The sequence below is a fragment of the Vannielia sp. SX4 genome (assembly GCF_052828525.1).
Genome location: NZ_CM128247.1, coordinates 2,174,936 through 2,195,150, shown reverse-complemented (window position 1 = coordinate 2,195,150; position 20,215 = coordinate 2,174,936). Strand labels below are relative to the sequence as shown.

Genomic DNA, 20,215 nt, shown 5'->3' with positions numbered 1-20,215 from the left:
CTTACCCCTTCATGTTGTTGACATCTTCCACCGCGATCGTGCCACGGTTGCGGAAGAAGCAGACAAGGATGGCGAGGCCGATGGCGGCCTCCGCAGCGGCGACCGTCAGCACAAAGAGGGTGAAGACCTGCCCCGTGAGGTCGCCCAAAAAGGCGGAGAAGGCGACGAGGTTGATGTTGACTGCCAGCAGCATCAGCTCGATCGACATCAGAATGATGATCACGTTCTTCCGGTTGAGGAAGATCCCGAAAATCCCGATGACGAAGAGCGCGGCGGCCACCGTCAGGTAATGTTCAAGTCCGACCATCTGGTCCCTCGTTTCTTCTCTTTCAGACTTCCGGCGTGGCCAGCACGGCCCGCCGGTTACGCCAGCGCCGCCAGAGGCGCAATGCGCCGATACCCAGAACAGCTTTCAGCACCCACAGCGCGGCCAGGCCGCCAAGCCCGATGCTGGCAAAGATCATCTGCGCAAGATCCAGCATTCAAAGACCCTGCCCCGGCTTCACATCGACAACTTCCATCGCCTTTGCCGGATCGCGGTACATCTGCGCGAGCACGTCCTGCCGCTTGACGTCGGTCCGGTGGCGCAGGGTCAATACGATGGCTCCGATCATCGCGACCAGCAGGATCAGGCCAGCGACCTGAAAGAGCAGAAAGTATTGATCATAGATGACCATGCCCAGCAGGCCAGTGTTCGGGTTATTGGTGGGGGTGATCTCGCCGAGGCTGCCTGCCACGGCCACACCATCGGCTGCGCTCCAAGCCCCGTAGATCATGCCCAACTCCATCAGCAGCACCACGCCGATTACGGCGGCCAGCGGCACGTACTTGGCCATCTCGCCCCGCAACTCGGCGAAGTCGACATCGAGCATCATCACGACGAAGAGGAAGAGCACCGCTACGGCGCCCACGTAGACGATGACCAGAAGCATCGCCACGAACTCGGCGCCGAGCAGAACTAAGAGCCCGGCAGCTGAGAGGAAGGAAAGGATCAGCCAGAGCACCGAATGCACAGGGTTGCGGCTGACCACCACGAAGAAACCCGCCACCACCACGATGAACGCGGCCACGTAAAAGGCGAAGTCGGCAACCGTCATGCGCCCTCTCCCTTGGATTTCTGAATTTCGGCCTGCGCCAGCTCCATCGCTTTGGTCATGGCCGGAACGCCGCCGAACATGCTCATCATGGCGATGACCTCGGCCACCTCCTGCGGGGTCGCCCCGGCCTCCAGCGCATGGCGCACCGTGAGAGTGATCTGGTCTTCGGCCTGCGCACCCAGCACCGTAAGAGCGGCGAGCGTCACCAGCAGACGGGTCCGCGCGTCCAGCCCCTCGGGGTTGAACGTCTTGCCCATCCACATCTCCATCATGTCCTTGGGCATGGTGGGCATGAAATCCCCCATCCCGGGCATCTTAAAGGAGGCGAGATCAGGGTTGATGGACTTGGCCATCTCCTGCCCCTGCTCCATGAGCTGCTGGAAGAGTTTGGTGAAATCAGCGGTCATCTGTAGGGCGCATCCAGCTCGAGGTTGCGGGCGATCTCGGCTTCCCAGCGCTCGCCGTTCGCCAGCAGCTTTTCCTTGTCGTAGAAAAGCTCTTCGCGGGTCTCGGTGGCGAACTCGAAGTTGGGGCCTTCGACGATGGCATCCACCGGGCAGGCTTCTTGGCAGAAACCGCAGTAGATGCACTTAGTCATATCGATGTCGTAGCGTGTTGTCCGGCGGGAGCCGTCTTCACGCGGTTCGGCATCAATCGTGATCGCTTGGGCCGGGCAGATCGCCTCGCAGAGTTTGCAGGCGATGCAGCGTTCTTCACCATTCGGGTAACGCCGGAGCGCGTGCTCGCCGCGGAAGCGCGGGCTGAGCGGACCCTTCTCATGCGGGTAGTTCAGCGTGGCCTTTGGAGCGAAGAAGTATTTCAGCCCAAGCTTGAAGCCTGCAATCCAATCGGACAGCAGGAAATACTTGGTCGCGCGGTTCCAGTCGATCTGGGTCATATGGGTCTCGTCATCCCCGCAGGTTGAAATCGCTGCGCATCTTTGGCGCGTTCTTCATCTTCTCTTCCTGGTCCTTCATCTCGGCGAACGGGTCGACCCCGCGCAGCGAGCAATGAAGGGCATGCAGGACGCCGGTGAATTCATCGACGCTCACCAGCGCCGGCGTTTTGACCTTTTGGGCAAGATGGCTGAACCACTCGTTCACCACCTGCCCGGTCTTGGCCAGCTGCTCGCCTTCGAGTGCCGGCAGGTCGTACCCCAGCCTCTCCTGCGCGAGCCAGTTGTTGACCACCATGCCAGTACTTTCGGGCGTGATCTGATCCCACTTGGGTTTGCTCTCGCCGAAGCTGCCAAGCATCACGGTCCGAAAGTCGCCCGCTTCCTTGTAGATCGTCTGATGCGGAGCTTCTTCCATCCATGTGGCGATCACATCGGCAGGGGTCTGTTCACCTTCGCTCATGATTTATCCTCCCATCGCAAACCGCGCCCAGAAGGCACCGAAAACTTCGAACTTGGCGAGGAAGGCGATGACCACCACCCAAGCCAGCGAGAATGGCAGAAACACCTTCCAGCCAATCCGCATAAGCTGGTCATAACGGTAGCGCGGCGTGATTGCCTTGATCATCGAGAAGATGAAGAAGAAGAAGCACATCTTCAGCACCATCCACAGGATGCCGTCGGGCAGCCCGGGAATGGGCGAGAGCCAGCCGCCGAAAAAGAGGAGCGTGACAAGAGCGCACATCAACACCACCGCCACCAGCTCGCCGATCATGAAAAGCAGGAAGGGGGTGGAGGAATATTCAACCTGGTAGCCCGCCACCAGCTCCGATTCCGCCTCGGGCAGGTCGAAGGGCGGACGGTTGGTTTCGGCCAGAGCCGAGATGAAGAACAGGAACACCATCGGGAAGTGCGGCAGCCAATACCAGCCGAGCGCACCCCAGCCGGTATCTTGCGCCGCCACGATAGCGCCGAAGTTCATCGAGCCGGTGGAAATGATCACGCCGATGATGATGAGGCCGATGGAGACCTCGTAGGAGATCATCTGCGCGGCAGAGCGGAGCGAGCCGAGGAAGGGATACTTCGAGTTCGAGGCCCAGCCGCCCATGATCACGCCATAAACCTCGAGCGAGGAGACGGCGAAGACGTAGAGAATGGCCACGTTGATATCGGCCAGCACCCAGCCGTCATTGAACGGGATCACGGCCCAGGCAATCAGCGCCATCACCAAGCTGACCATCGGCGCGAGGAAGAACACCGCCTTGTCGGCCCCGGCGGGCACCACGATCTCTTTCACGATGTATTTGCCGAAGTCTGCGAAGGACTGCAGCAGGCCGAAGACCCCCACGATGTTGGGGCCTTTCCGCATCTGAACTGCCGCCCAGATCTTCCGGTCGGCGTACATCAGGAAGGCGAGCGCCACCATCAGCGGGATCACCAGCAGCAGGATCTGCCCTACGGTCAGAAGGAAGATGCCGAAGCCGGTGTTGGTGAAGAATTCTGCCATTCTGCCTTACGTCCTCAAACCGTGGGTATGCCCCGAGCCTTGCAATCCTCTACCGTCACTTCCGCGTCGATATTGGTCGGCCCGCTCGGGAGCGCTGGCGATATGGTGTAAACAGCATCCGCCCGCCAAAGGCCAGCCTCTTCGGCGACCCGGGTCCGGACATGCCGCACGAAACCATAGCCGCGGATCAGCGTGTATTGGGCGGCGGCGCAAAGCGCGTATTCCTCTACATCCACCTCGTCGCGAGCCCCTTCCATCTCCACCACAAAGCTGACGAGATCGCCATCAAGAAGGCGCGTATCGATACCCTTGTAACTCGGCTCGAAGGGCAGTGCGCGGCGGCTCACCACTTCTGGCAGCGCATCACCTTCGGGGTTGTCGAAGGCAATGCCATGCCCCTCGGGCGCCCCGGCGGAGCACCCGGCGACGAGAAGCGCCGCGACGAAGGGAAGTGCCGTGCGCACCCGGCTTACTCCGCCGCCAGCGGGGCTTCGCGCCGGGCCTTGGCGTTGGCGGAAAGCTCCGCCAGCACCTGGCTTGCACGTGCAATCGGGTTGGTGAGGTAGTGATCCTTGATCGCAGGCACAAAGTCGGCCGACCCGAGCTTGCCGGTGGCTTCGGGTTGCCAGTCGTTCTCCGGCACCTCGTCGATCCCCGCAAGATGCGGCACTTCACCAACCAGCGCCTGACGGAGCTGTGCGAGGCTGTCCCAAGACTGGGCGTCGCCCTCCATCTGCGCCGAGGCGGCGCGGAGGATTGCCCAGTTTTCCTTGGCTTCACCCGGAGGGAAGCCCGCGCGGAAGGCCAGTTGCGGGCGGCCCTCGGTGTTGACGAAGAGGCCGTTCTCCTCGGTCCATGCAGCGGCAGGCAGGATCACATCGGCACGGTGAGCACCTCTGTCACCGTGGCTGCCCTGATAGATCACGAAGGGCCCGTCGCCGACCTCGACCTCATCGGCACCGAGGTTCCAGATCACCTCGGCCCCTTCGATGGCCTTTTCCATGCCGCCATCGGTCACCGCGCCCACATCCATCGCTCCCACGCGGGAGGCCGCGGTGTGGAGGATCATCAGCTTGGCCTTGCGCGCTGTGGCAATCTCCATCGCCGCAGCCAGAACAGCCGCGCCATCCGCCTCACGGATCGCGCCCTGCCCCACAATCACGATGCCCCGCTCGTCATCGCCCACAGGCTCGCTCTTTGCCAGCTTGATGTGTTCGGTCAGTGCCGAACGGTCCGTGCCGAAATTATGAGTGTCATAGGTCAGATCAGCCATCGGGCCGATCACGCCGACCTGCGCACCCTTCAGCCATGCCTGGCGAATGCGCGCGTTCAAAACCGGCGCTTCACTGCGCGGGTTGCAACCGATCAGAAGGATGCCGTTGGCCTCATCGATGTCCTCGATGCGGGCCGTGCCAGAATAGCCGGAACGGTTGCCCGCAGGCAGCTTGGTACCATCGGTACGGCACTCGACGTTGCCACCTCGGCTCTCGACCAGCTGCTTCAGCGCATAGGAGGCCTCCACCGGGGCCAGATCCCCGACAAGGCCGGCGATCTTTTTGCCTTTGGTCGCCTCGGCAACCTTGGCCAAAGCCTCGCCCCATGTTGCGGGCCGAAGCTTGCCGTTTTTGCGGATATATGGCTTGTCGAGCCGCTGACGGCGCAGGCCATCCCAGACAAAGCGGGACTTGTCAGAAAGCCACTCCTCGTTCACCCCGTCATGGTTGCGGGGCAAGATGCGCATGACTTCGCGACCTTTCACATCCACGCGGATGTTGGAGCCGAGCGCGTCCATCACGTCGATTGTTTCTGTCTTGGTCAGCTCCCACGGGCGGGCGGTGAAGGCATAGGGCTTGCTCACCAGCGCGCCCACCGGGCAGAGGTCAATGATGTTGCCCTGAAGCTCCGAGTCGAGCGTCTCACCAAGGTAGGAGGTGATCTCGGCATCCTCACCGCGGCCGGTCTGGCCCATCTGAGTAATCCCGGCGACCTCGGTGGTGAAACGCACGCAGCGGGTGCAACTGATGCAGCGGGTCATGTGAGTCTCGACCAGCGGGCCGAGATCGAGATCGTCCACTGCGCGCTTGGGCTCACGGTAGCGGCTGAAGTCCACGCCGTAAGCCATTGCCTGATCCTGCAGGTCGCACTCGCCCCCCTGATCGCAGATCGGGCAATCGAGCGGGTGGTTGATGAGCAAAAACTCCATCACCCCTTCGCGGGCCTTCTTCACCATCGGAGAGTTGGTCTTCACCACCGGCGGCTGGCCCTCCGGCCCCGGCCGCAGGTCTTTCACCTGCATGGCGCACGAAGCGGCGGGCTTGGGTGGGCCTCCGACAACCTCCACAAGGCACATGCGGCAGTTGCCAGCAATGCTCAGGCGCTCATGATAGCAGAAACGCGGCACCTCGATCCCGGCTTGCTCGCAAGCCTGAATGAGCGTCATCGCGCCCTCTACCTCAATCTCCTGATCGTCGATGATGATCTTGCGCAGGTCGCTCATGCGGGGCCCTCTTGGCTGCCCCGAACGGGCGCCTGCTGTGGGCCCCTGCCCCGCCGCGCCGCATCCGGGTGGTGCTGCGCTCTTTTAGGCTTGCGGGAGGGTGAGTTTCAACCCTCACGCTCCCGAAAAATCCTTAACACTCGCCGCGCCTTATCGGCGCATTTGCGCGGTTGCGTATGCGCCGCCTACCGGGCCCGCATCAGGTTACCGGCCTGGGTGCCTGCGGCGATCTCCGCACGCCCCACTTTGCAGTAGCTTTCGGTGCTGCCGTTCGCGCCCTTGGAGGCCATGTAGGCGCGCGCTTTCTTGATCAGACGGGCCTTCTGAGCCTTGTCGTCAACATAGGCGTCGATCTCTGCATCAGAGAAGCCCTCGGACCGGGCCTGCTTCTTGAGGCTGTTCAGAAAGCTGTAGCCGCGAATGGTCCGCGCGGAGATGTCAGGGCATTTCTCCGAAATCTCGAGCGCGATGCCCACCGATATCAGCCCGGAGTTCACCGCTTTGCTGTCGGCAAGCGATTTTGCCGATGCCGCGCCCGAGAATCCGAGCGCCAGGATCACCGCGATAACTGCCCCTGCCAGAGCCCTGCCTGCATTTGTCATTGGTCGTCCACTCCGTCCGTTCTGGGTGCGCTCCGCACCTCGGTTTCGGGGTTTCACATGGTGCCGTGCCACCTGCTATGCAATAACGCGGCCCCTGAAATCCAATGACATCCGCTCTCAAACGGTTGAATTTGTTTCGTTTCCCGCCAGCGCCGACCACGCACGATCTTCTAGCCAGCGGGGCGTGGCGGATCCCCGATCATCGACTGGCGCGGCGGGTGGACCGGGTCTTTGTCGAACACCACAATCGAATCGTGAACGTGAATTCCAGAGATTTCACCGCGCAGACGGGGCCTGCTCAGCCTCTGGGCGTGGTACCAGCGGTGCATATCATCGATGATCGGCCGCAAGGTATTGAAGAAATTGCGCGGCGCGCCCACGCCCCCGCCCCAGTTGGGCCAGTAGGCCGTGTGCAAATCTTCGATCATGTATGTGCCGCCGATGCTGAGCTTCGGGAACAGCTCGACCAAAGAGGCCTGAATATGCCGCATCTTGTGACTGCCATCATCCAGCACCACGTCGATCCCGCCCATCTCGCGCACCACTTTGGCCAGAAATGCCGGATCGTCTTGCGAGCCAATCCGCACCTGCGCGGCCTTGCCATCGAGTGCGGCGCATTTTGGGTCTATATCGATGCCGAAGATCACCGCATCCGGCCCAAAGAACCGACGCCACATTTGCAGGCTGCCGCCCTCCCAGACCCCGATTTCAAGGAACTTCACCGGTTTTTGGCGAAAACGCCCGAAGTAGCGATCATAGAGCGGGAGGTAGTGATGCCACTTGTGCACCCGCGGTCCATCGTTGCCGACATAGGCGTCCAGCATCGGCCCATCGTAGCCGTATGTTTCGCGGATATCGGTCGCGACCTCTTCAGGCCCGCCCTTGAAACGGAACTTGCCGATCATACACACCTCCACTCACCAAGGGCCGGATACTGGCCCCGATCAATGATCACTGCGGGCGCGGCCACGGCATCAGGGCAACCACAAGTGCAAGGCCAGAAGAGATCAACCCGCAGACAGGGTAGGCCAAAAAAAGCAATTCCGGCGGCAACCCGAACGAATAACCGACGCTCCGCAATGCGTAGGGAATGACCATGCCCACGAGAACCATCCCGAGGCTGATACCGAGGGCCGCGCCCGTACCGAGCCCAGCCCTCAGAGCTACGAGACCGATGGCCCCGGCGAGGATCAGGCCCGAAAGGTACCCTATGACTTGCCCGGCGATGATGGCGGTTTCGGTCATTCCGCTGCGATAGCGCCGCGTTTGCCCGCGATACGATCCTCGATCACGTCGCGGAAGTTGCGGATCAGGCCCTGGATAGGCCAAGCCGCCGCGTCGCCAAGGGCACAGATCGTATGGCCCTCGACCTGCTTGGTCACGTCGAAGAGCATGTCGATCTCTTCCACGCTCGCCTCGCCCCTCACCAGACGGTCCATCACCCGCATCATCCAGCCGGTGCCTTCGCGGCACGGCGTGCACTGGCCGCAGCTCTCGTGCTTGTAGAACTTCGAGAGCCGCCAGATCGCTTTGATGATATCCGTGCTTTTGTCCATCACGATCACCGCCGCGGTGCCGAGGCCGGAGCCCAGCTCGCCGCGCAGGTAATCGAAATCCATGATGGCGTCCTTCATCTTCTCGCCGCGCACGCAGGGAACGGAGGAGCCACCAGGGATGACGGCCAGAAGGTTGTCCCAGCCGCCGCGGATGCCGCCGCAATGCTTCTCGATCAGCTCCTCGAAGCTGATGCTCATCGCCTCCTCAACCACGCAGGGGTTGTTCACATGGCCCGAGACGGCGAACAGCTTCGTACCCGCGTTGTTCTGACGGCCGAACCCTGCAAACCAAGCTCCGCCGCGGCGCAGGATCGTCGGCACGACGGCGATGCTTTCGACGTTGTTCACAGTGGTCGGGCAGCCATAGAGGCCCGCGCCCGCCGGGAACGGCGGCTTCATCCGGGGCATGCCCTTCTTGCCTTCAAGGCTCTCCAGCAGCGCGGTCTCCTCGCCGCAGATGTAGGCCCCTGCCCCGTGGTGCAGGAAAATGTCGAAATCCCAGCCGGAGCCAGCAGCATTCTTGCCCACCAGCCCGGCGTCATAGGCCTCGTCGATGGCCGCCTGAAGCGCCTCGCGCTCGCGGATGTATTCGCCGCGGATATAGATGTAGCAAGTGTTCGCGTTCATCGCGAAACTGGCGATCAGGCAGCCCTCGATCAGTGTGTGCGGATCGTGGCGCATGATCTCGCGGTCCTTGCAGGTGCCCGGCTCGGATTCATCGGCGTTCACCACGAGGTAGGCCGGGCGCCCGTCGCTCTCCTTGGGCATGAAGCTCCATTTCAAGCCGGTCGGAAAGCCCGCGCCGCCGCGTCCGCGCAAGCCGGACGCCTTCATCTCGTCGATGATCCAGTCGCGGCCCTTCTTGATCAGGCCCGCCGTGCCATCCCAATGACCCCGCTTCTGCGCCCCCTTCAGGGTGCGGTCATGCATCCCGTAGATGTTGGTGAAGATGCGGTCGCTGTCCTGCAACATGGGATGGCTCCAAATTCGGCTTCGCAACTCGGGAGATAGCGGACCCCCCGGCTCAATTCCAGTGTGTTCTCACACCAGCAGATTTACATTCCGTGGCCCTGCACCTGAGGCTTCGGGGCCTGTTTTACTTTCTCCGCCGCCACATCGCGGCAAGATTTACCATCGCGAAGACAAAGCACGCCATGGCCACGAGATAAAAGAAGAGCTCATAGCGTGCCTCAAGCCCCAGCTTGACCACAAGCCATGGCGCTAACACCGCCAAAACACCCGCCGCCGCGATCAACAGTGCAATCCGGCGACCGGCACGGGCAAATGCCTTTTCCTCTTCAGGCGTCATGGGCGCGGCTCCGCAGGCGGCCTCAGTAGACATCGCCCTTCTTCACGCGATTTGAGAACTCCGTGTCACCGCCCTCGGCCAGCGTCTGCGCCTGGCCGACCCATTGGTCACGTCGGGCACGGCCCTTGAAGCCCTCGAGGTTCTGATCGACCCACTCCAGCTCTTCATCTGTCCACTTGGCGATCTGATCGTAATGATAGAAGCCCATGGAATGGAGGAGTTTTTCGAGCTTCGGCCCGACGCCCTTGATGGCCTTCAGGTCATCGGCCTTGCCGCCTCGGGCCTCTGTCAGCGTCTCCGGCTTGCTGCCTGCCGCGGGCTCTGCGTCCTTTGCGCCCGCCTTCGGGCCGGGCTTTTCGGCCTTCGCTTCGCTGGCCTTGCCACCATCCTTGGAACTTTTGTCCGCCCCGGAGTCGCCACTGGGAGCCGTCGCCTGACCTTTGGCGTCCTTGGCGTCCTTTCCGGCATCCTCCTCGCGCTCGGCATCACCTGCGCCATCGACCTTCTCATGGTCCGCTTCGGCCTGCTTGGCCTTGGCGGCAGGCTTTTTCTTGGCCTCAGCCGCCTGTTGAACAGCAGATTTCGGCGCTTCCGGCTTTTCAGGCTTGCCCGCCAGCCCGGCGGCTTCTGCGCGGGCCTTGGAGGTCGGTGTGGCGTTTTTGCCCGACCACGGCGTTAGCAGCGGCACCTCGCTGCCGTCGATCCGTTTGACCGTGTCGCCGATATCAGTCGCCAGTTGGACGCTCGCATTGTACTTGGTCTTGCCGCTTTCGTGCTCGGTCAGTGAGGTCAGACCGCTCAAAGGTTCAGCCCCATAACGACCGTTTTGCGGGCCGGGCACCGGCACCTTGCCGGCACGGAACTCGTCGATCATCTCGCCAAAGCGTTCGGCGGTCAGATCCTCGTAGTAGTCCTTGCCGATCTGAGCCATCGGCGCATTGGCGCAGGAGCCGAGGCACTCGACCTCCTCCCAGCTCAACTTGCCATCTTCCGAAATCTCATGCGGGTTCGCCGCGATCTTTTCGCGGCACACACCGATCAGGTCTTCGGCGCCGCAGATCATGCAGCTGGTGGTGCCGCAAACCTGAATGTGCGCAACAGAACCAACGGGTTGCAGCTGGAACATGAAGTAGAAGCTGGCCACCTCAAGCACCCGGATGTCAGCCATGCCCAGCATATCGGCCACATGCTCGATCGCCGGGCGTGTGAGCCACCCCTCCTGCTCCTGCGCTCGCCACAACAGTGGGATCACGGCGCTCGCCTGACGGCCCTCGGGATACTTGGTGATCTGCCCTTCGGCCCAAGCCTTGTTGGCGGGGGTGAAGGCAAAGCTCTCGGGCTGGTCATGATAGAGGCGGCGAAGCATGGCTTACTCCGTGGTCGGAAAGGTCGGCATCTCGTTCAGCAGCGCGAAGGAGAGCGTGAAGGTGAAGAGCAGGAAGAGCGCGATAAAGGTCGCCCCGCCCGCCACGATGGCCACCGGATAGGCCATCAACGCACTCGGAACCCGCCGTGCCACGAAGATCGTGACTGACAGCGATGCGATCAGCATCAGGAGGGAGACGAGCACAGGCGTCATCGGCTCAGCGATCCACCTCGCCGAACACGATATCCATCGTGCCGATGATGGCGGCAATATCGGCCAGTTGGTGGCCTTTGGCGATGTGGTCCATCGACTGCAGGTGCAGATAGCCCGGCGCACGCAGCTTGGCGCGGTAGGGTTTGTTGGTGCCATCGGCCTTCAGATATACGCCAAACTCGCCTTTCGGCGCTTCAACGGCGCAATAGACCTCGCCTTCGGGCACATGGAAGCCCTCGGTATAGAGCTTGAAGTGATGGATCAGCGCTTCCATCGACTGCTTCATCTCACCGCGTTTCGGCGGGGTGATCTTGCCGCGAGCCAGGATGTCGCCCTGCCCCTCCGGTGCGCGCAGCTTTTGGATGGCTTGCAGGATGATGCTGGTCGACTGGCGCATCTCTTCCATCCGCACGAGGTATCGGTCGTAGCAGTCGCCGTTCTTGCCGATCGGCACTTTGAAGTCGAACTCGTCGTAACACTCGTAGGGCTGCGCGCGGCGGAGATCCCAGGCCATGCCCGAGCCGCGCACCATCACGCCCGAATAGCCCCAGTCCAACGCCTCCTGCTGGCTGACCACGCCGATATCGGCGTTGCGCTGCTTGAAAATGCGGTTCTCGGTGAGCAGCCCGTCAATGTCATCGAGCCGGTTGGGAAACCTCTTCGCCCAAGCCTCGATATCGTCCAGCAGCTCGGGCGGCAGATCCTGATGCACGCCGCCGGGCCGGAAGTAGGCCGCGTGGAGCCGCGCGCCGCAGGCCCGCTCGTAGAAGATCATCAGGTCTTCGCGCTCCTCGAAGCCCCAGAGCGGCGGGGTCAGCGCGCCCACGTCCATTGCCTGCGTGGTCACGTTAAGCAGGTGGTTCAGAACCCGACCGATCTCGGAAAAGAGCACGCGGATCAGCGACGCCCTGCGCGGGACCGGCGTGCCGGTCAGCTTTTCGATCGCGAGGCACCAAGCATGCTCTTGGTTCATCGGAGCCACGTAATCGAGTCGGTCGAGGTAGGGCAGGTTCTGGAGGTAGGTTCGGCTCTCCATCAGCTTCTCGGTGCCACGGTGCAGCAGGCCGATATGCGGGTCGCACCGCTCCACGATTTCGCCGTCAAGCTCCAGAACCAGACGCAAAACGCCGTGTGCCGCAGGGTGTTGCGGACCGAAGTTGATGTTGAAATTACGGATCTGCTGCTCACCTGTCAGCGCGTCATCAAAGCCCTTGCCGTCCATCGTCTCAGACCCTTTCCATGTTGCGCTGCCAAGCCTCGGGCAGCGCCCCCATCTCATCGGCTACCGCCGCATATTGCGGCGCCAGCAATCTTTGCAGGGCGGCGCGGTGGCTGTCGTCCAACTCCAGCTCCGGCCCTGCGTTCACCTTTTCTTTTAGCTCTGCCTTCATCCGGTCGATGCCAAGAAAATCGCAGAGAGCCCGGATCGAGCCGGGCTTGAAGAGATCTTCGTAGAAGCCGCACATGACGCGGCTTTTGGGCAGCGCCGCCATCTTTGCCAGAACGGAAGCATAATCGCTCCGTTGCGCAATATCGGCGTTTTCGCCCCGCAGCGCCTTATCCAGCAACTGCAGCGCGTAGGCGTTCGCATCGTTCGTCCGGCCCCGCTCTGCCCGCTTGCCGGCCATGAAACGGCACTGGCTCCAGTAGCGCTCAACCGGGTCGCGCATGAGAAAAAGGAACCGGGTGTCTGGCACAAGGTCTGCCATCTCGCGCAGCCGCTTCTGCGGCAGCAGGCAGTAGGACGGCGTGATATCCGCCACCAGCTTTGCGTCTCCTGCGCCGTCATAGAGCAGGTCGATATAGGCCCGATGATCCCGTTCACCGATCACTAGGGCTGCCAGCCAACGCTCCGTCTGCTTGAGCCTACGGCGCAGGCGCGGCAGGCGCCCTTCCTCTTCTCCGGCTTCAACCCGGGCGATCCGGTCGCGCAGGCGACTAATCTGGGCTACCACCTGATCCCTCTGCCACTCTGGTTTAAGGCCCTCAATGCTATCCCAGTAGTGCAACTCCTTGGCGACCGGCATGGCACACTGCGGATGCGCGTCGAGAAACCCGTAGAGCCAGCTTGTGCCGGTCTTGGGCGCCCCAATGGCATAGAGCAATGTCGCCTGCGTGCTCACCGATCAGGCCTTGGCTTCCATCGCGGGGCCATCGGCAACGCGGAACAGCTTGGTGATGAGCCGCCAGCCTTGCGCCGTGCGCAGAAAGCCGAGCTCATCGCAAAACACCCGCGGCGGCACCCGCACATCGACTTTGACCTGCGCCATGTCTTCGCTCGCACTCGACAATCGCAAAATGCGGAAGTCGGGCGCGCCGGGGAAGGCATCTCGCCCACCTACGCGCGCAACGAAGCCGGCCTTGTCGAGCGCATTTGTCTGACCATCGGCGCCGAGCCAATGCATCAGAAAACGATCGTCGCAGAGCATGTCCAGAACGCCGCCATCGCCCGCGTGCAGAGCGCGGCAATAGCTTTCGATGGCTGCGGTCAACTCCGTGTCGATCTCTGCGTCGAGGTGCTTGTTCATTTCGCCTCTTCCGTCTTCTCATCGCCCGGCAGGATGTATTCAGCACCCTCCCAAGGGCTCATGAAGTCGAACTGGCGGTAATCCTGCGTAAGCTTCACAGGCTCGTAGACCACACGCTTTTCAACTTCGTCGTAGCGGACCTCGGTGTAACCCGTGGTCGGGAAGTCCTTGCGCAGCGGATACCCCCGGAAGCCATAGTCCGTCAGGATGCGACGGAGGTCCGGGTGGCCGGAGAACATGATGCCGAACATGTCGAACACCTCGCGCTCAAACCAGTTGGCCGAGGGATGCTCGCCCACAATCGAGGGCACCATCTCATCTTCGCGCACAGCCACCCGAAGGCGGATGCGCTGGTTTTGGTACATGCTGAGGAAGTGGTAGACTACGTCAAAGCGCTTGTCCCGCTCAGGGTAGTCGACGGCGGTGATGTCCACCAGCGTCGAGAACCGGCAATTCGCATCGGCCTTCAGGAAGTCTACGAAGCCCCGCAGGTTCGACGGCGCCACATCGACATTCAGCTCACCGAAGGCCACATCCCAACTCACCACGCAGTCAGGGCGGCGCGCCTCAAGGTGCTGGCCGAGTTCGTTCAGAGCATCGCTCATAGGTCGTCCCCTCCTGGGTCAGCGTACCAAGGTGCCGGTGCGCCGGATGCGGCGCTGGAGTTGCAGCAGGCCGTACATCAGCGCTTCCGCCGTGGGCGGACAGCCCGGCACATAGATGTCGACCGGCACGATCCGGTCGCACCCGCGCACCACCGAGTAGCTGTAGTGATAGTAGCCGCCGCCATTGGCGCAGGAGCCCATCGAGATCACGTAGCGCGGCTCCGCCATCTGGTCGTAAACCTTGCGTAGAGCCGGGGCCATCTTGTTGGTCAAAGTGCCAGCCACGATCATCACGTCAGACTGGCGCGGGGAGGCGCGCGGCGCGATCCCGAAGCGTTCAGCATCGTAGCGCGGCATTGAGGTGTGCATCATCTCTACAGCGCAGCAGGCGAGGCCGAAGGTCATCCAGTGCAGCGAGCCGGTGCGCGCCCAGTTGATCAGGTCTTCGGTCGAGGTCAGCAGAAAGCCTTTGTCCTGCAGGTCGCGGTTAAGCGACTGCACGGCTACTTCCTTATCGGCGCCCGCAGTGGTGGCGCCATAGGGGTCCAGATCACCCTGCACCTGCGGCGGCGCCAGCGGGCTCTCGGGTTTGGTCGTCACTCCCATTCGAGCGCCCCTTTCTTCCATTCATAGGCAAAGCCCACGGTGAGCACGGCGAGGAACACCATCATCGACCAGAAGGCCAGCATGCTCATGTCGGCAAAAGCCACGGCCCAAGGAAACAGGAAAGCGATCTCGAGGTCGAAGATGATGAAGAGGATGGAGACGAGGTAGAACCGCACGTCAAACTTCATCCGGGCATCATCGAAGGCGTTGAAGCCGCACTCGTAGGCGCTGACCTTTTCCGCATCGGGGTTGCGCACCGCCAGCACGGCAGCAGCGAGGATCAGCACCAGTCCAAGACCAATTGCAATGGCCAGAAAGATGACGATGGGCAGGTATTCCCTGAGCAAAGCGTCCAAAGCCGGCTCCTTTCTCGCGTGCTGCACGGGCGGGGATCGACCCCCGGCGCACGCGCATCGTGGCTGCCTCAGGTCTTACTCCCGCCCCGGTGGAGGGTCAACCTGCACCCCCTTCAAATTCCCGGCTTTTCAGGCGGCTCTATTCAGCTGCGATGGCCGGGCCATCGACCCGGGTGCGAAAGCTCTCGACCACGTGCTCGGCAAGCGCCGCCGCGCAGCAGCCGGGCTCCTCCTGCTCGATCATGCGAAGCTGGTAGCGGCCGATTTCCTCGAAGCCCTGCTCGGGCCCCAAACGCTCCATCTCGGGCGTGAAATTGGCAACCGGCAACGGGCTCACTGCGAGGTCTGCCTCGACAGCCGCCAAGAGCGCCTGCCCGCTCTCCGACACATAGGCAATGCGAGAGGTCTTGCCGGCGCGGCCCAGCGATTTCAGCGCCTTGCGCCGCCAGATGCAGCCTTCCTGCGCCAGCGCCAGTGGCACAGGGTCGGCCTTCCACGCCCGGCCACCGCGCTTGCCAGCCCAGGCCAGTGCTTCTTCATAAACGACCCGACCCGGCCCGCCCTCGATGGCACAGACCGTGTTCAGTGCCACGTCGAGATCACCGGCCTTGGAGGCTTCAATGATCCGTGCAGACGTATCGAGCGTGACCCGCACATGCACACCCGGGTGGGTGGTAGCAAAGCGCTTCAGGATGATTGGCAGCGCATGAGCACCCATGTCCCCAGGTGCGCCCAGATGCACCTCGCCCTCCATCGGCGTACCCGCAAAGCGCGCCAGCGCCGCCTCGCTCACGCGCATGATCTCTTCGGCATAGGCCAGAAAGGCCTCGCCATCGCCCGTGAGCCGAACCTCGCGCGGCAGGCGCTCGAACAAACAGCGCCCCAACTGCTCTTCGAGCCGCTTCACCTGCATCGAGACCGCAGATGGCGTCCGCAGAACAGCCTTGGCGGCCGCGCTGAACGAGCCGGTGTCGTGGATCGCCAGGAAGGTGCGGATGAGGTCGGTGTCGATCATCTGCGGCGCGAGCATTCGATTGCCTTTCAATTTTTCTGAACGATAGACTAAATACTATTCGTTTGATTGAACTTCAGTCAAGGCGCACCTTTTGAGGCAATCGAAACGCTGAAAAGAGGAGCCAGGACATGGCCCACATTCAATACCACCCCGCCGAAGCCGCGCGCCTTCCGATCTTGCGGGGCATTGTTGCCCGACTTGGGCGTTCCATCGCGCAAAACTTCCGAGCCCGCGCAGAGCGCCGCGCTCGTCAGCGGCGCGTCCGCCGGATCGAGCACCTCGACGACCGTATGCTGCGCGACATCGGCATCACCCGCGCTGACCTTGACTATGCGATCAGCCACCCAGAGGCGCCGGATGACAGCCTCCGTCGCCGTGCCCTCACCAACCGGAACGTGGACCTTGAGCGCCCACGACTCCGGGCACATTGAAGCTGCGGTGGCCGCCCTGCTCTGGGCGGCCACGTCCTGCTCGACCGAACGAGCAATTCACAGTGTCTCAGTCGCTTTCTGCAAATGCGGGGGCTCATCCGGGTTCAGGCCCCTTGCGCGGGCAACGCGCTCGGCCATCGCATAGAACGCCACGATCAGCGCAAGCGGGTCCGTCAGGCCATGCCCGGTGCGCGGCACCTCCAGAACTTGCGCCGCCTGCACCTTGGACGTGGTCGCAAACACATCCGCGCCCTGCCTAACCAGTCGGTCCGCCATCTGGGCCACCCCGCCCTCGGCGGCATCGCCACAGGCCAACGCGAGCACCGGAAAGCCGCGCCCCACGATGGAAACCGGGCCATGCAAAACCTCGGCAGAGGAGTAAGCCTCTGCATGGGTCTGGCAGCACTCCTTGAACTTCAAAGCCGCCTCTTGCGCAATCGCCCAACCCGGCCCCCGGCCCAGCACGTAGAGCGACCCGCCCTCATCCATTGCCCGCTCCGCAAGGCTCCAATCAGCCTGCACCGCCCGCGCAAGCGCCTCCGGCAGCGCGCGGATGGCCGCGAGCAGCGCGGCGTCCTGCGCCACCTCAGCCACCAGCCAAAGCGCAGCTAGAGCCGAGGTGACAAAGCTCTTGGTCGCGGCAACCGAACGTTCCGGCCCGGCGCAGATATCCACCACCTGCTCGGCAGCTTCGGTCAGGGGAGAGCCCGGCGTATTGGTGAAAGCCACAGTCAGCGCCCCGCCCGCCCGTGCCGCTTGAGTCATCTGCACGATGTCCGGGCTCCCACCGGATTGTGAAATCGAAAGCGCAACCGCACCTTCCAAAGACAGCGAGGCCCCGTAGACGGAGGCAACCGAAGGCCCGACCGAGGCAGAAACCCGCCCGAGCACCAGCTCGGCCGCGTATTTGAAGAACGTGCAGGCATGGTCCGAAGAACCCCGCGCGACGGTCACGAAGTATCGGGGATCAAGCGCTGCAATCGCCCGCGCGACCTCAGGAACCCGCCCTGCTGCCAGCAACCGATCCACGGCCTCTGGGATCTCTTCGATCTCCTGCCGCATCAGGCTCTTGTCTGTCATCACGCGCCTCCCTGTTAGCGCGACCTTGCCCCACCCCCGCCCCGTCCACAATGCTTGCCCTCGCCTGCCAGCCGCGCCAGTCTCCCGCAAAAGGGAGCCCCATATGACACGCGTTCTGATCATCGGTCTTGGCAACATGGGCAAGAGCCATGCATTGGCCCACCACGCCAACCCTGAGTGCGAGATCATCGGCCTCGTGAACCGTTCGCAGCCTGATTTGCCTGAGGCGCTGGCAGGCTACCCGATGTTTTCCAGTGCCGAGGAAGGGTTGGCACTCAATCCCGATCTGGTGGTGATCGCGACCCACGCCGACAGTCACGCCTCCCTCGCCATCGCAGCTATGGAAGGCGGCGCCCACGTGTTCATTGAAAAGCCAATCGCCGCCACGGTCGAAGACGCCCGCCGCGTTGTGGACTGCGCCCGCACCACCGGGCGCAAACTCACTGTCGGCTACATCCTGCGGCACCACCCCTCCTGGCAGCGTCTCATCGCCGAGGCTCGCGCGCTAGGCGGCCCCTACGTCTTCCGGCTAAATCTGAACCAGCAATCCACCGGAGCCGCGTGGGAGGCGCACAAAGCGCTCATGCGCACCATGTCGCCCATCGTCGACTGCGGAGTGCACTACGTTGACGTCATGTGCCAGGTCACTGATGCCCGCCCGGTTCGCGTGCATGGCATGGGGGTGCGGCTCTCGAATGAGATCGCGGAGGATATGTACAACTACGGCCAGTTTCAGGTCGTCTTTGATGACGGGTCCGTAGGATGGTACGAGGCCGGCTGGGGGCCGATGATGTCCGAAACTGCCTTTTTCGTGAAAGATATCGTCAGCCCGGCCGGCTCCGTCTCGATCATGGATGGCGACAAGGGTGGCAGCGCCGAAATCGAGGGGCATACCCGGGTGGGTGGTTTGCTGGTGCATCGGCCGACTGGCGACAGGTTGATCGACCTGCCCGATGAGCCCGACCATCAGGCCCTTTGCGACGCCGAGCAGGACTTCTTGCTGCGCGCGATTGCCGAAGACATCGACCTCACCCGCCACATGGAAGATGCCGTGCAGAGCCTTGCCATCTGCCTTGCCGCCGACGAGAGCATCCGGTCAGGACAGATCGTGGCTCTCTAGCCCGGCGGCAAACGGTCGAAGGCTGCAACGCCCTCCGGAACATGGTGCCAAGCCTGCCCCTCCTCGCAGAAGATCGCAATGCGCGGCCCACCGAATACCTCTGGCGCATCGAGGGTACCGACCTTCAGCACCACGCCCTCCAACCCACCCCGCTGGGTGAAAATGTGGGTGCCGCAGGTCGCGCAGAAGAACCGCTCCACCGCGCGTTGGCTTTCCGGATGCTGAAATCGGGCAGGCTCACCAACCTCCCAAGCAAAGCCACCCGGTGGGATGAGCATGAAGGTATTCACACCTCCGCCAGAGATATGGGTGCAAGCCCGGCAATGGCACTGGGCCCTCAAAACCGGCTCGGCAGTCACCCGATAGCGCAGGGCACCGCAAAAACAGCCGCCGGTCCAATCCACCTGATCGTTGCTCATATTGCCCTCACATGAATGCGCAATCCGGTCCCCGATCCAGCGGCTCTGCGATCGACATGCCGGACGGGCGCCACTCAAAAATCGCCACCGCCTGACCGCCATCAAACCCGATGAAGAGCGTCCCGGTCTCCGGCTGAAGCGCAACTCCCTCCGCGTCGAACCCCCACTCCGATAGTGGCGTGACGGTGAGCACTTGCCCATCCGGCGCCAGTTCGAAGAGCGCATTCAGCCCTTCGTTGTCATCCACTACGAGAATGTTGCCCGAGAACGGATCCCGTTCAACGCCCTGCGGCTCAACCATCGGCGGCTCGAAGCCGTCTCCCCAGAGCTCCATCAGAACAGAGCCATCGGGCGCAACCCGCATCAGGCGCGAGGGATCATCCTCCACCACCAGAAAGCTGCCATCCGCATCGCGGTGCAGACCCTCCGTATCCACCAGCGTGGCCGAGAGGCTGAAATCTACTTCGCGGGGTCGCCCATCACGATCTACTCGCCGAAAGGTGCCCCAACCATCGGCCAGCAGCAGCCCATCAGGCTCGACGGTAAGGCTGCGTACCGAGCGCATCCCGCTGTCGAACCGCGTGATCTCTCGCCCTGTCGTGCCGATCAGGATGACCTCTCGGCCTTCGGTTGCCACCCAGACCCCGCAAACCTCAGCATCATAGGCAAGAGAGACTCCGCGCAGCCCGCCGAGCGTTTCCCGATGCACCAGTTCCGCCGCAGCGGGCGTGGCAGCAAAGCAGAACAGGATCAGGCTGAGAAAACGCATGTTTACCCCCGACGCCACCCTGCGGGGCGGCGCGGCAACCGGTCAAGTCACAGCTTTGGGGGGATGCTGGCGGAGAGACAGGGATTCGAACCCTGGAGACGGTTTCCCGCCTACACACTTTCCAGGCGTGCGCCTTCGACCACTCGGCCACCTCTCCGGCCCGCGCCTCTTAGCGCAGGTGGGGCGCGGCGTGCAAGAGGGGTTTGGCGCGAAGATGCGATCTGCGTTTTTCCGTGGCTTTCGC

28 protein-coding genes and 1 tRNA gene are annotated in these 20,215 nt (G+C 62.7%); 2 read left to right on the top strand and 27 right to left on the bottom strand.

Annotated features, from left to right (window positions below):
* Position 1: 1 nt before the first annotated feature.
* The 23 genes from nuoK to ACUXVX_RS10690 all read right to left on the bottom strand — a co-directional run bounded on the left by nuoK (position 2) and on the right by ACUXVX_RS10690 (position 16,167).
* Positions 2–307 carry an NADH-quinone oxidoreductase subunit NuoK gene (gene nuoK / locus ACUXVX_RS10800; RefSeq protein ID WP_074255352.1) on the bottom strand — a complete coding sequence of 102 codons (306 nt, stop codon included), beginning with the start codon at positions 305–307 and terminating at the stop codon, positions 2–4.
* Between the two features lie 22 nt (positions 308–329).
* Positions 330–482 (bottom strand): hypothetical protein, encoded by a 153-nt coding sequence (locus tag ACUXVX_RS10795; RefSeq protein WP_222492584.1) that lies wholly within the window; start codon positions 480–482, stop codon positions 330–332.
* On the bottom strand, positions 483–1,097 hold the full coding sequence (locus ACUXVX_RS10790) for an NADH-quinone oxidoreductase subunit J (protein WP_446308310.1): 615 nt from the start codon (positions 1,095–1,097) through the stop codon (positions 483–485). It abuts the gene before it with no gap.
* Positions 1,094–1,504, bottom strand: coding sequence for a carboxymuconolactone decarboxylase family protein (locus ACUXVX_RS10785; protein ID WP_222469545.1), 411 nt, complete (start codon positions 1,502–1,504; stop codon positions 1,094–1,096). The genes ACUXVX_RS10790 and ACUXVX_RS10785 overlap by 4 nt, the downstream gene beginning before the upstream one ends.
* Positions 1,501–1,995, bottom strand: coding sequence for an NADH-quinone oxidoreductase subunit NuoI (gene nuoI, locus ACUXVX_RS10780; RefSeq protein ID WP_222469546.1), 495 nt, complete (start codon positions 1,993–1,995; stop codon positions 1,501–1,503). The genes ACUXVX_RS10785 and nuoI overlap by 4 nt, the downstream gene beginning before the upstream one ends.
* A 10-nt stretch (positions 1,996–2,005) precedes the next feature.
* On the bottom strand, positions 2,006–2,455 hold the full coding sequence (locus ACUXVX_RS10775; protein WP_446308309.1) for a hypothetical protein: 450 nt from the start codon (positions 2,453–2,455) through the stop codon (positions 2,006–2,008).
* A 3-nt stretch (positions 2,456–2,458) separates the two neighbouring features.
* Entirely contained in the window at positions 2,459–3,499 is a 1,041-nt protein-coding gene (nuoH, locus tag ACUXVX_RS10770; RefSeq protein ID WP_222492578.1) for an NADH-quinone oxidoreductase subunit NuoH, read from the bottom strand.
* A 14-nt stretch (positions 3,500–3,513) separates the two neighbouring features.
* Entirely contained in the window at positions 3,514–3,963 is a 450-nt protein-coding gene (locus ACUXVX_RS10765; RefSeq protein WP_446308308.1) for a hypothetical protein, read from the bottom strand.
* Positions 3,964–3,968: 5 nt separating this feature from the next.
* On the bottom strand, positions 3,969–5,996 hold the full coding sequence (nuoG, locus tag ACUXVX_RS10760; RefSeq protein WP_446308307.1) for an NADH-quinone oxidoreductase subunit NuoG: 2,028 nt from the start codon (positions 5,994–5,996) through the stop codon (positions 3,969–3,971).
* A 185-nt stretch (positions 5,997–6,181) separates the two neighbouring features.
* The gene (locus ACUXVX_RS10755) at positions 6,182–6,556 is read right to left on the bottom strand and encodes a DUF5333 domain-containing protein (RefSeq protein ID WP_446308306.1); all 375 of its coding nucleotides are present in this window, start codon (positions 6,554–6,556) and stop codon (positions 6,182–6,184) included.
* 212 nt (positions 6,557–6,768) lie between these two features.
* Positions 6,769–7,503, bottom strand: a complete 735-nt coding sequence (locus tag ACUXVX_RS10750) for a class I SAM-dependent methyltransferase (protein WP_446308305.1) — start codon at positions 7,501–7,503, stop codon at positions 6,769–6,771.
* A 46-nt stretch (positions 7,504–7,549) separates the two neighbouring features.
* A complete protein-coding gene (locus tag ACUXVX_RS10745) occupies positions 7,550–7,843 on the bottom strand; it encodes a hypothetical protein (protein ID WP_446308304.1) in 294 nt (97 codons plus the stop codon).
* Positions 7,840–9,126, bottom strand: coding sequence for an NADH-quinone oxidoreductase subunit NuoF (gene nuoF / locus ACUXVX_RS10740; protein ID WP_446308303.1), 1,287 nt, complete (start codon positions 9,124–9,126; stop codon positions 7,840–7,842). Before nuoF ends, ACUXVX_RS10745 begins: the two co-directional genes overlap by 4 nt.
* A gap of 124 nt (positions 9,127–9,250) precedes the next feature.
* Positions 9,251–9,463 (bottom strand): DUF5337 family protein, encoded by a 213-nt coding sequence (locus ACUXVX_RS10735; RefSeq protein WP_446308302.1) that lies wholly within the window; start codon positions 9,461–9,463, stop codon positions 9,251–9,253.
* Between the two features lie 22 nt (positions 9,464–9,485).
* Positions 9,486–10,829 carry an NADH-quinone oxidoreductase subunit E gene (locus ACUXVX_RS10730; protein ID WP_446308301.1) on the bottom strand — a complete coding sequence of 448 codons (1,344 nt, stop codon included), beginning with the start codon at positions 10,827–10,829 and terminating at the stop codon, positions 9,486–9,488.
* Between the two features lie 3 nt (positions 10,830–10,832).
* Entirely contained in the window at positions 10,833–11,042 is a 210-nt protein-coding gene (locus ACUXVX_RS10725) for a hypothetical protein (protein ID WP_222469557.1), read from the bottom strand.
* A gap of 4 nt (positions 11,043–11,046) precedes the next feature.
* Positions 11,047–12,264 (bottom strand): NADH-quinone oxidoreductase subunit D, encoded by a 1,218-nt coding sequence (locus ACUXVX_RS10720; RefSeq protein WP_446308300.1) that lies wholly within the window; start codon positions 12,262–12,264, stop codon positions 11,047–11,049.
* A gap of 4 nt (positions 12,265–12,268) precedes the next feature.
* Positions 12,269–13,165 carry a sulfotransferase family protein gene (locus ACUXVX_RS10715; RefSeq protein WP_446308299.1) on the bottom strand — a complete coding sequence of 299 codons (897 nt, stop codon included), beginning with the start codon at positions 13,163–13,165 and terminating at the stop codon, positions 12,269–12,271.
* Between the two features lie 3 nt (positions 13,166–13,168).
* Positions 13,169–13,570 (bottom strand): nuclear transport factor 2 family protein, encoded by a 402-nt coding sequence (locus ACUXVX_RS10710; RefSeq protein WP_446308298.1) that lies wholly within the window; start codon positions 13,568–13,570, stop codon positions 13,169–13,171.
* The gene (locus ACUXVX_RS10705) at positions 13,567–14,175 is read right to left on the bottom strand and encodes an NADH-quinone oxidoreductase subunit C (RefSeq protein WP_446308297.1); all 609 of its coding nucleotides are present in this window, start codon (positions 14,173–14,175) and stop codon (positions 13,567–13,569) included. Before ACUXVX_RS10705 ends, ACUXVX_RS10710 begins: the two co-directional genes overlap by 4 nt.
* An 18-nt stretch (positions 14,176–14,193) precedes the next feature.
* Entirely contained in the window at positions 14,194–14,781 is a 588-nt protein-coding gene (locus ACUXVX_RS10700) for a NuoB/complex I 20 kDa subunit family protein (RefSeq protein ID WP_446308296.1), read from the bottom strand.
* Complete coding sequence (locus tag ACUXVX_RS10695) at positions 14,772–15,137, bottom strand: NADH-quinone oxidoreductase subunit A (protein WP_222469562.1); 366 nt, start codon at positions 15,135–15,137, stop codon at positions 14,772–14,774. Before ACUXVX_RS10695 ends, ACUXVX_RS10700 begins: the two co-directional genes overlap by 10 nt.
* Positions 15,138–15,276: 139 nt before the next feature.
* Positions 15,277–16,167 carry a LysR family transcriptional regulator gene (locus ACUXVX_RS10690; RefSeq protein ID WP_446308295.1) on the bottom strand — a complete coding sequence of 297 codons (891 nt, stop codon included), beginning with the start codon at positions 16,165–16,167 and terminating at the stop codon, positions 15,277–15,279.
* 113 nt (positions 16,168–16,280) lie between these two features.
* Between ACUXVX_RS10690 and ACUXVX_RS10685 the strand changes: the two genes are divergently transcribed.
* The gene (locus ACUXVX_RS10685; protein ID WP_446308294.1) at positions 16,281–16,583 is read left to right on the top strand and encodes a hypothetical protein; all 303 of its coding nucleotides are present in this window, start codon (positions 16,281–16,283) and stop codon (positions 16,581–16,583) included.
* A 57-nt stretch (positions 16,584–16,640) separates the two neighbouring features.
* On the opposite strand, the gene ACUXVX_RS10680 is transcribed toward ACUXVX_RS10685, so the two are convergent.
* Positions 16,641–17,663, bottom strand: a complete 1,023-nt coding sequence (locus ACUXVX_RS10680) for an SIS domain-containing protein (RefSeq protein ID WP_446308293.1) — start codon at positions 17,661–17,663, stop codon at positions 16,641–16,643.
* A gap of 103 nt (positions 17,664–17,766) precedes the next feature.
* On the opposite strand from ACUXVX_RS10680, the gene ACUXVX_RS10675 reads away from it, so the two are divergent.
* Positions 17,767–18,783: a Gfo/Idh/MocA family protein gene (locus ACUXVX_RS10675; protein WP_446308292.1), complete on the top strand. Its 1,017-nt coding sequence runs from the start codon at positions 17,767–17,769 to the stop codon at positions 18,781–18,783.
* Here the strand turns inward: ACUXVX_RS10675 and ACUXVX_RS10670 are convergent.
* The 3 genes from ACUXVX_RS10670 to ACUXVX_RS10660 all read right to left on the bottom strand — a co-directional run bounded on the left by ACUXVX_RS10670 (position 18,780) and on the right by ACUXVX_RS10660 (position 20,128).
* Positions 18,780–19,202, bottom strand: a complete 423-nt coding sequence (locus tag ACUXVX_RS10670) for a GFA family protein (RefSeq protein WP_446308291.1) — start codon at positions 19,200–19,202, stop codon at positions 18,780–18,782. The two genes, ACUXVX_RS10675 and ACUXVX_RS10670, sit on opposite strands and share 4 nt — an antisense overlap.
* A 7-nt stretch (positions 19,203–19,209) precedes the next feature.
* A complete protein-coding gene (locus tag ACUXVX_RS10665) occupies positions 19,210–19,971 on the bottom strand; it encodes a hypothetical protein (RefSeq protein ID WP_446308290.1) in 762 nt (253 codons plus the stop codon).
* Positions 19,972–20,038: 67 nt separating this feature from the next.
* Positions 20,039–20,128 (bottom strand) — tRNA-Ser (locus ACUXVX_RS10660).
* Positions 20,129–20,215: the final 87 nt, after the last annotated feature.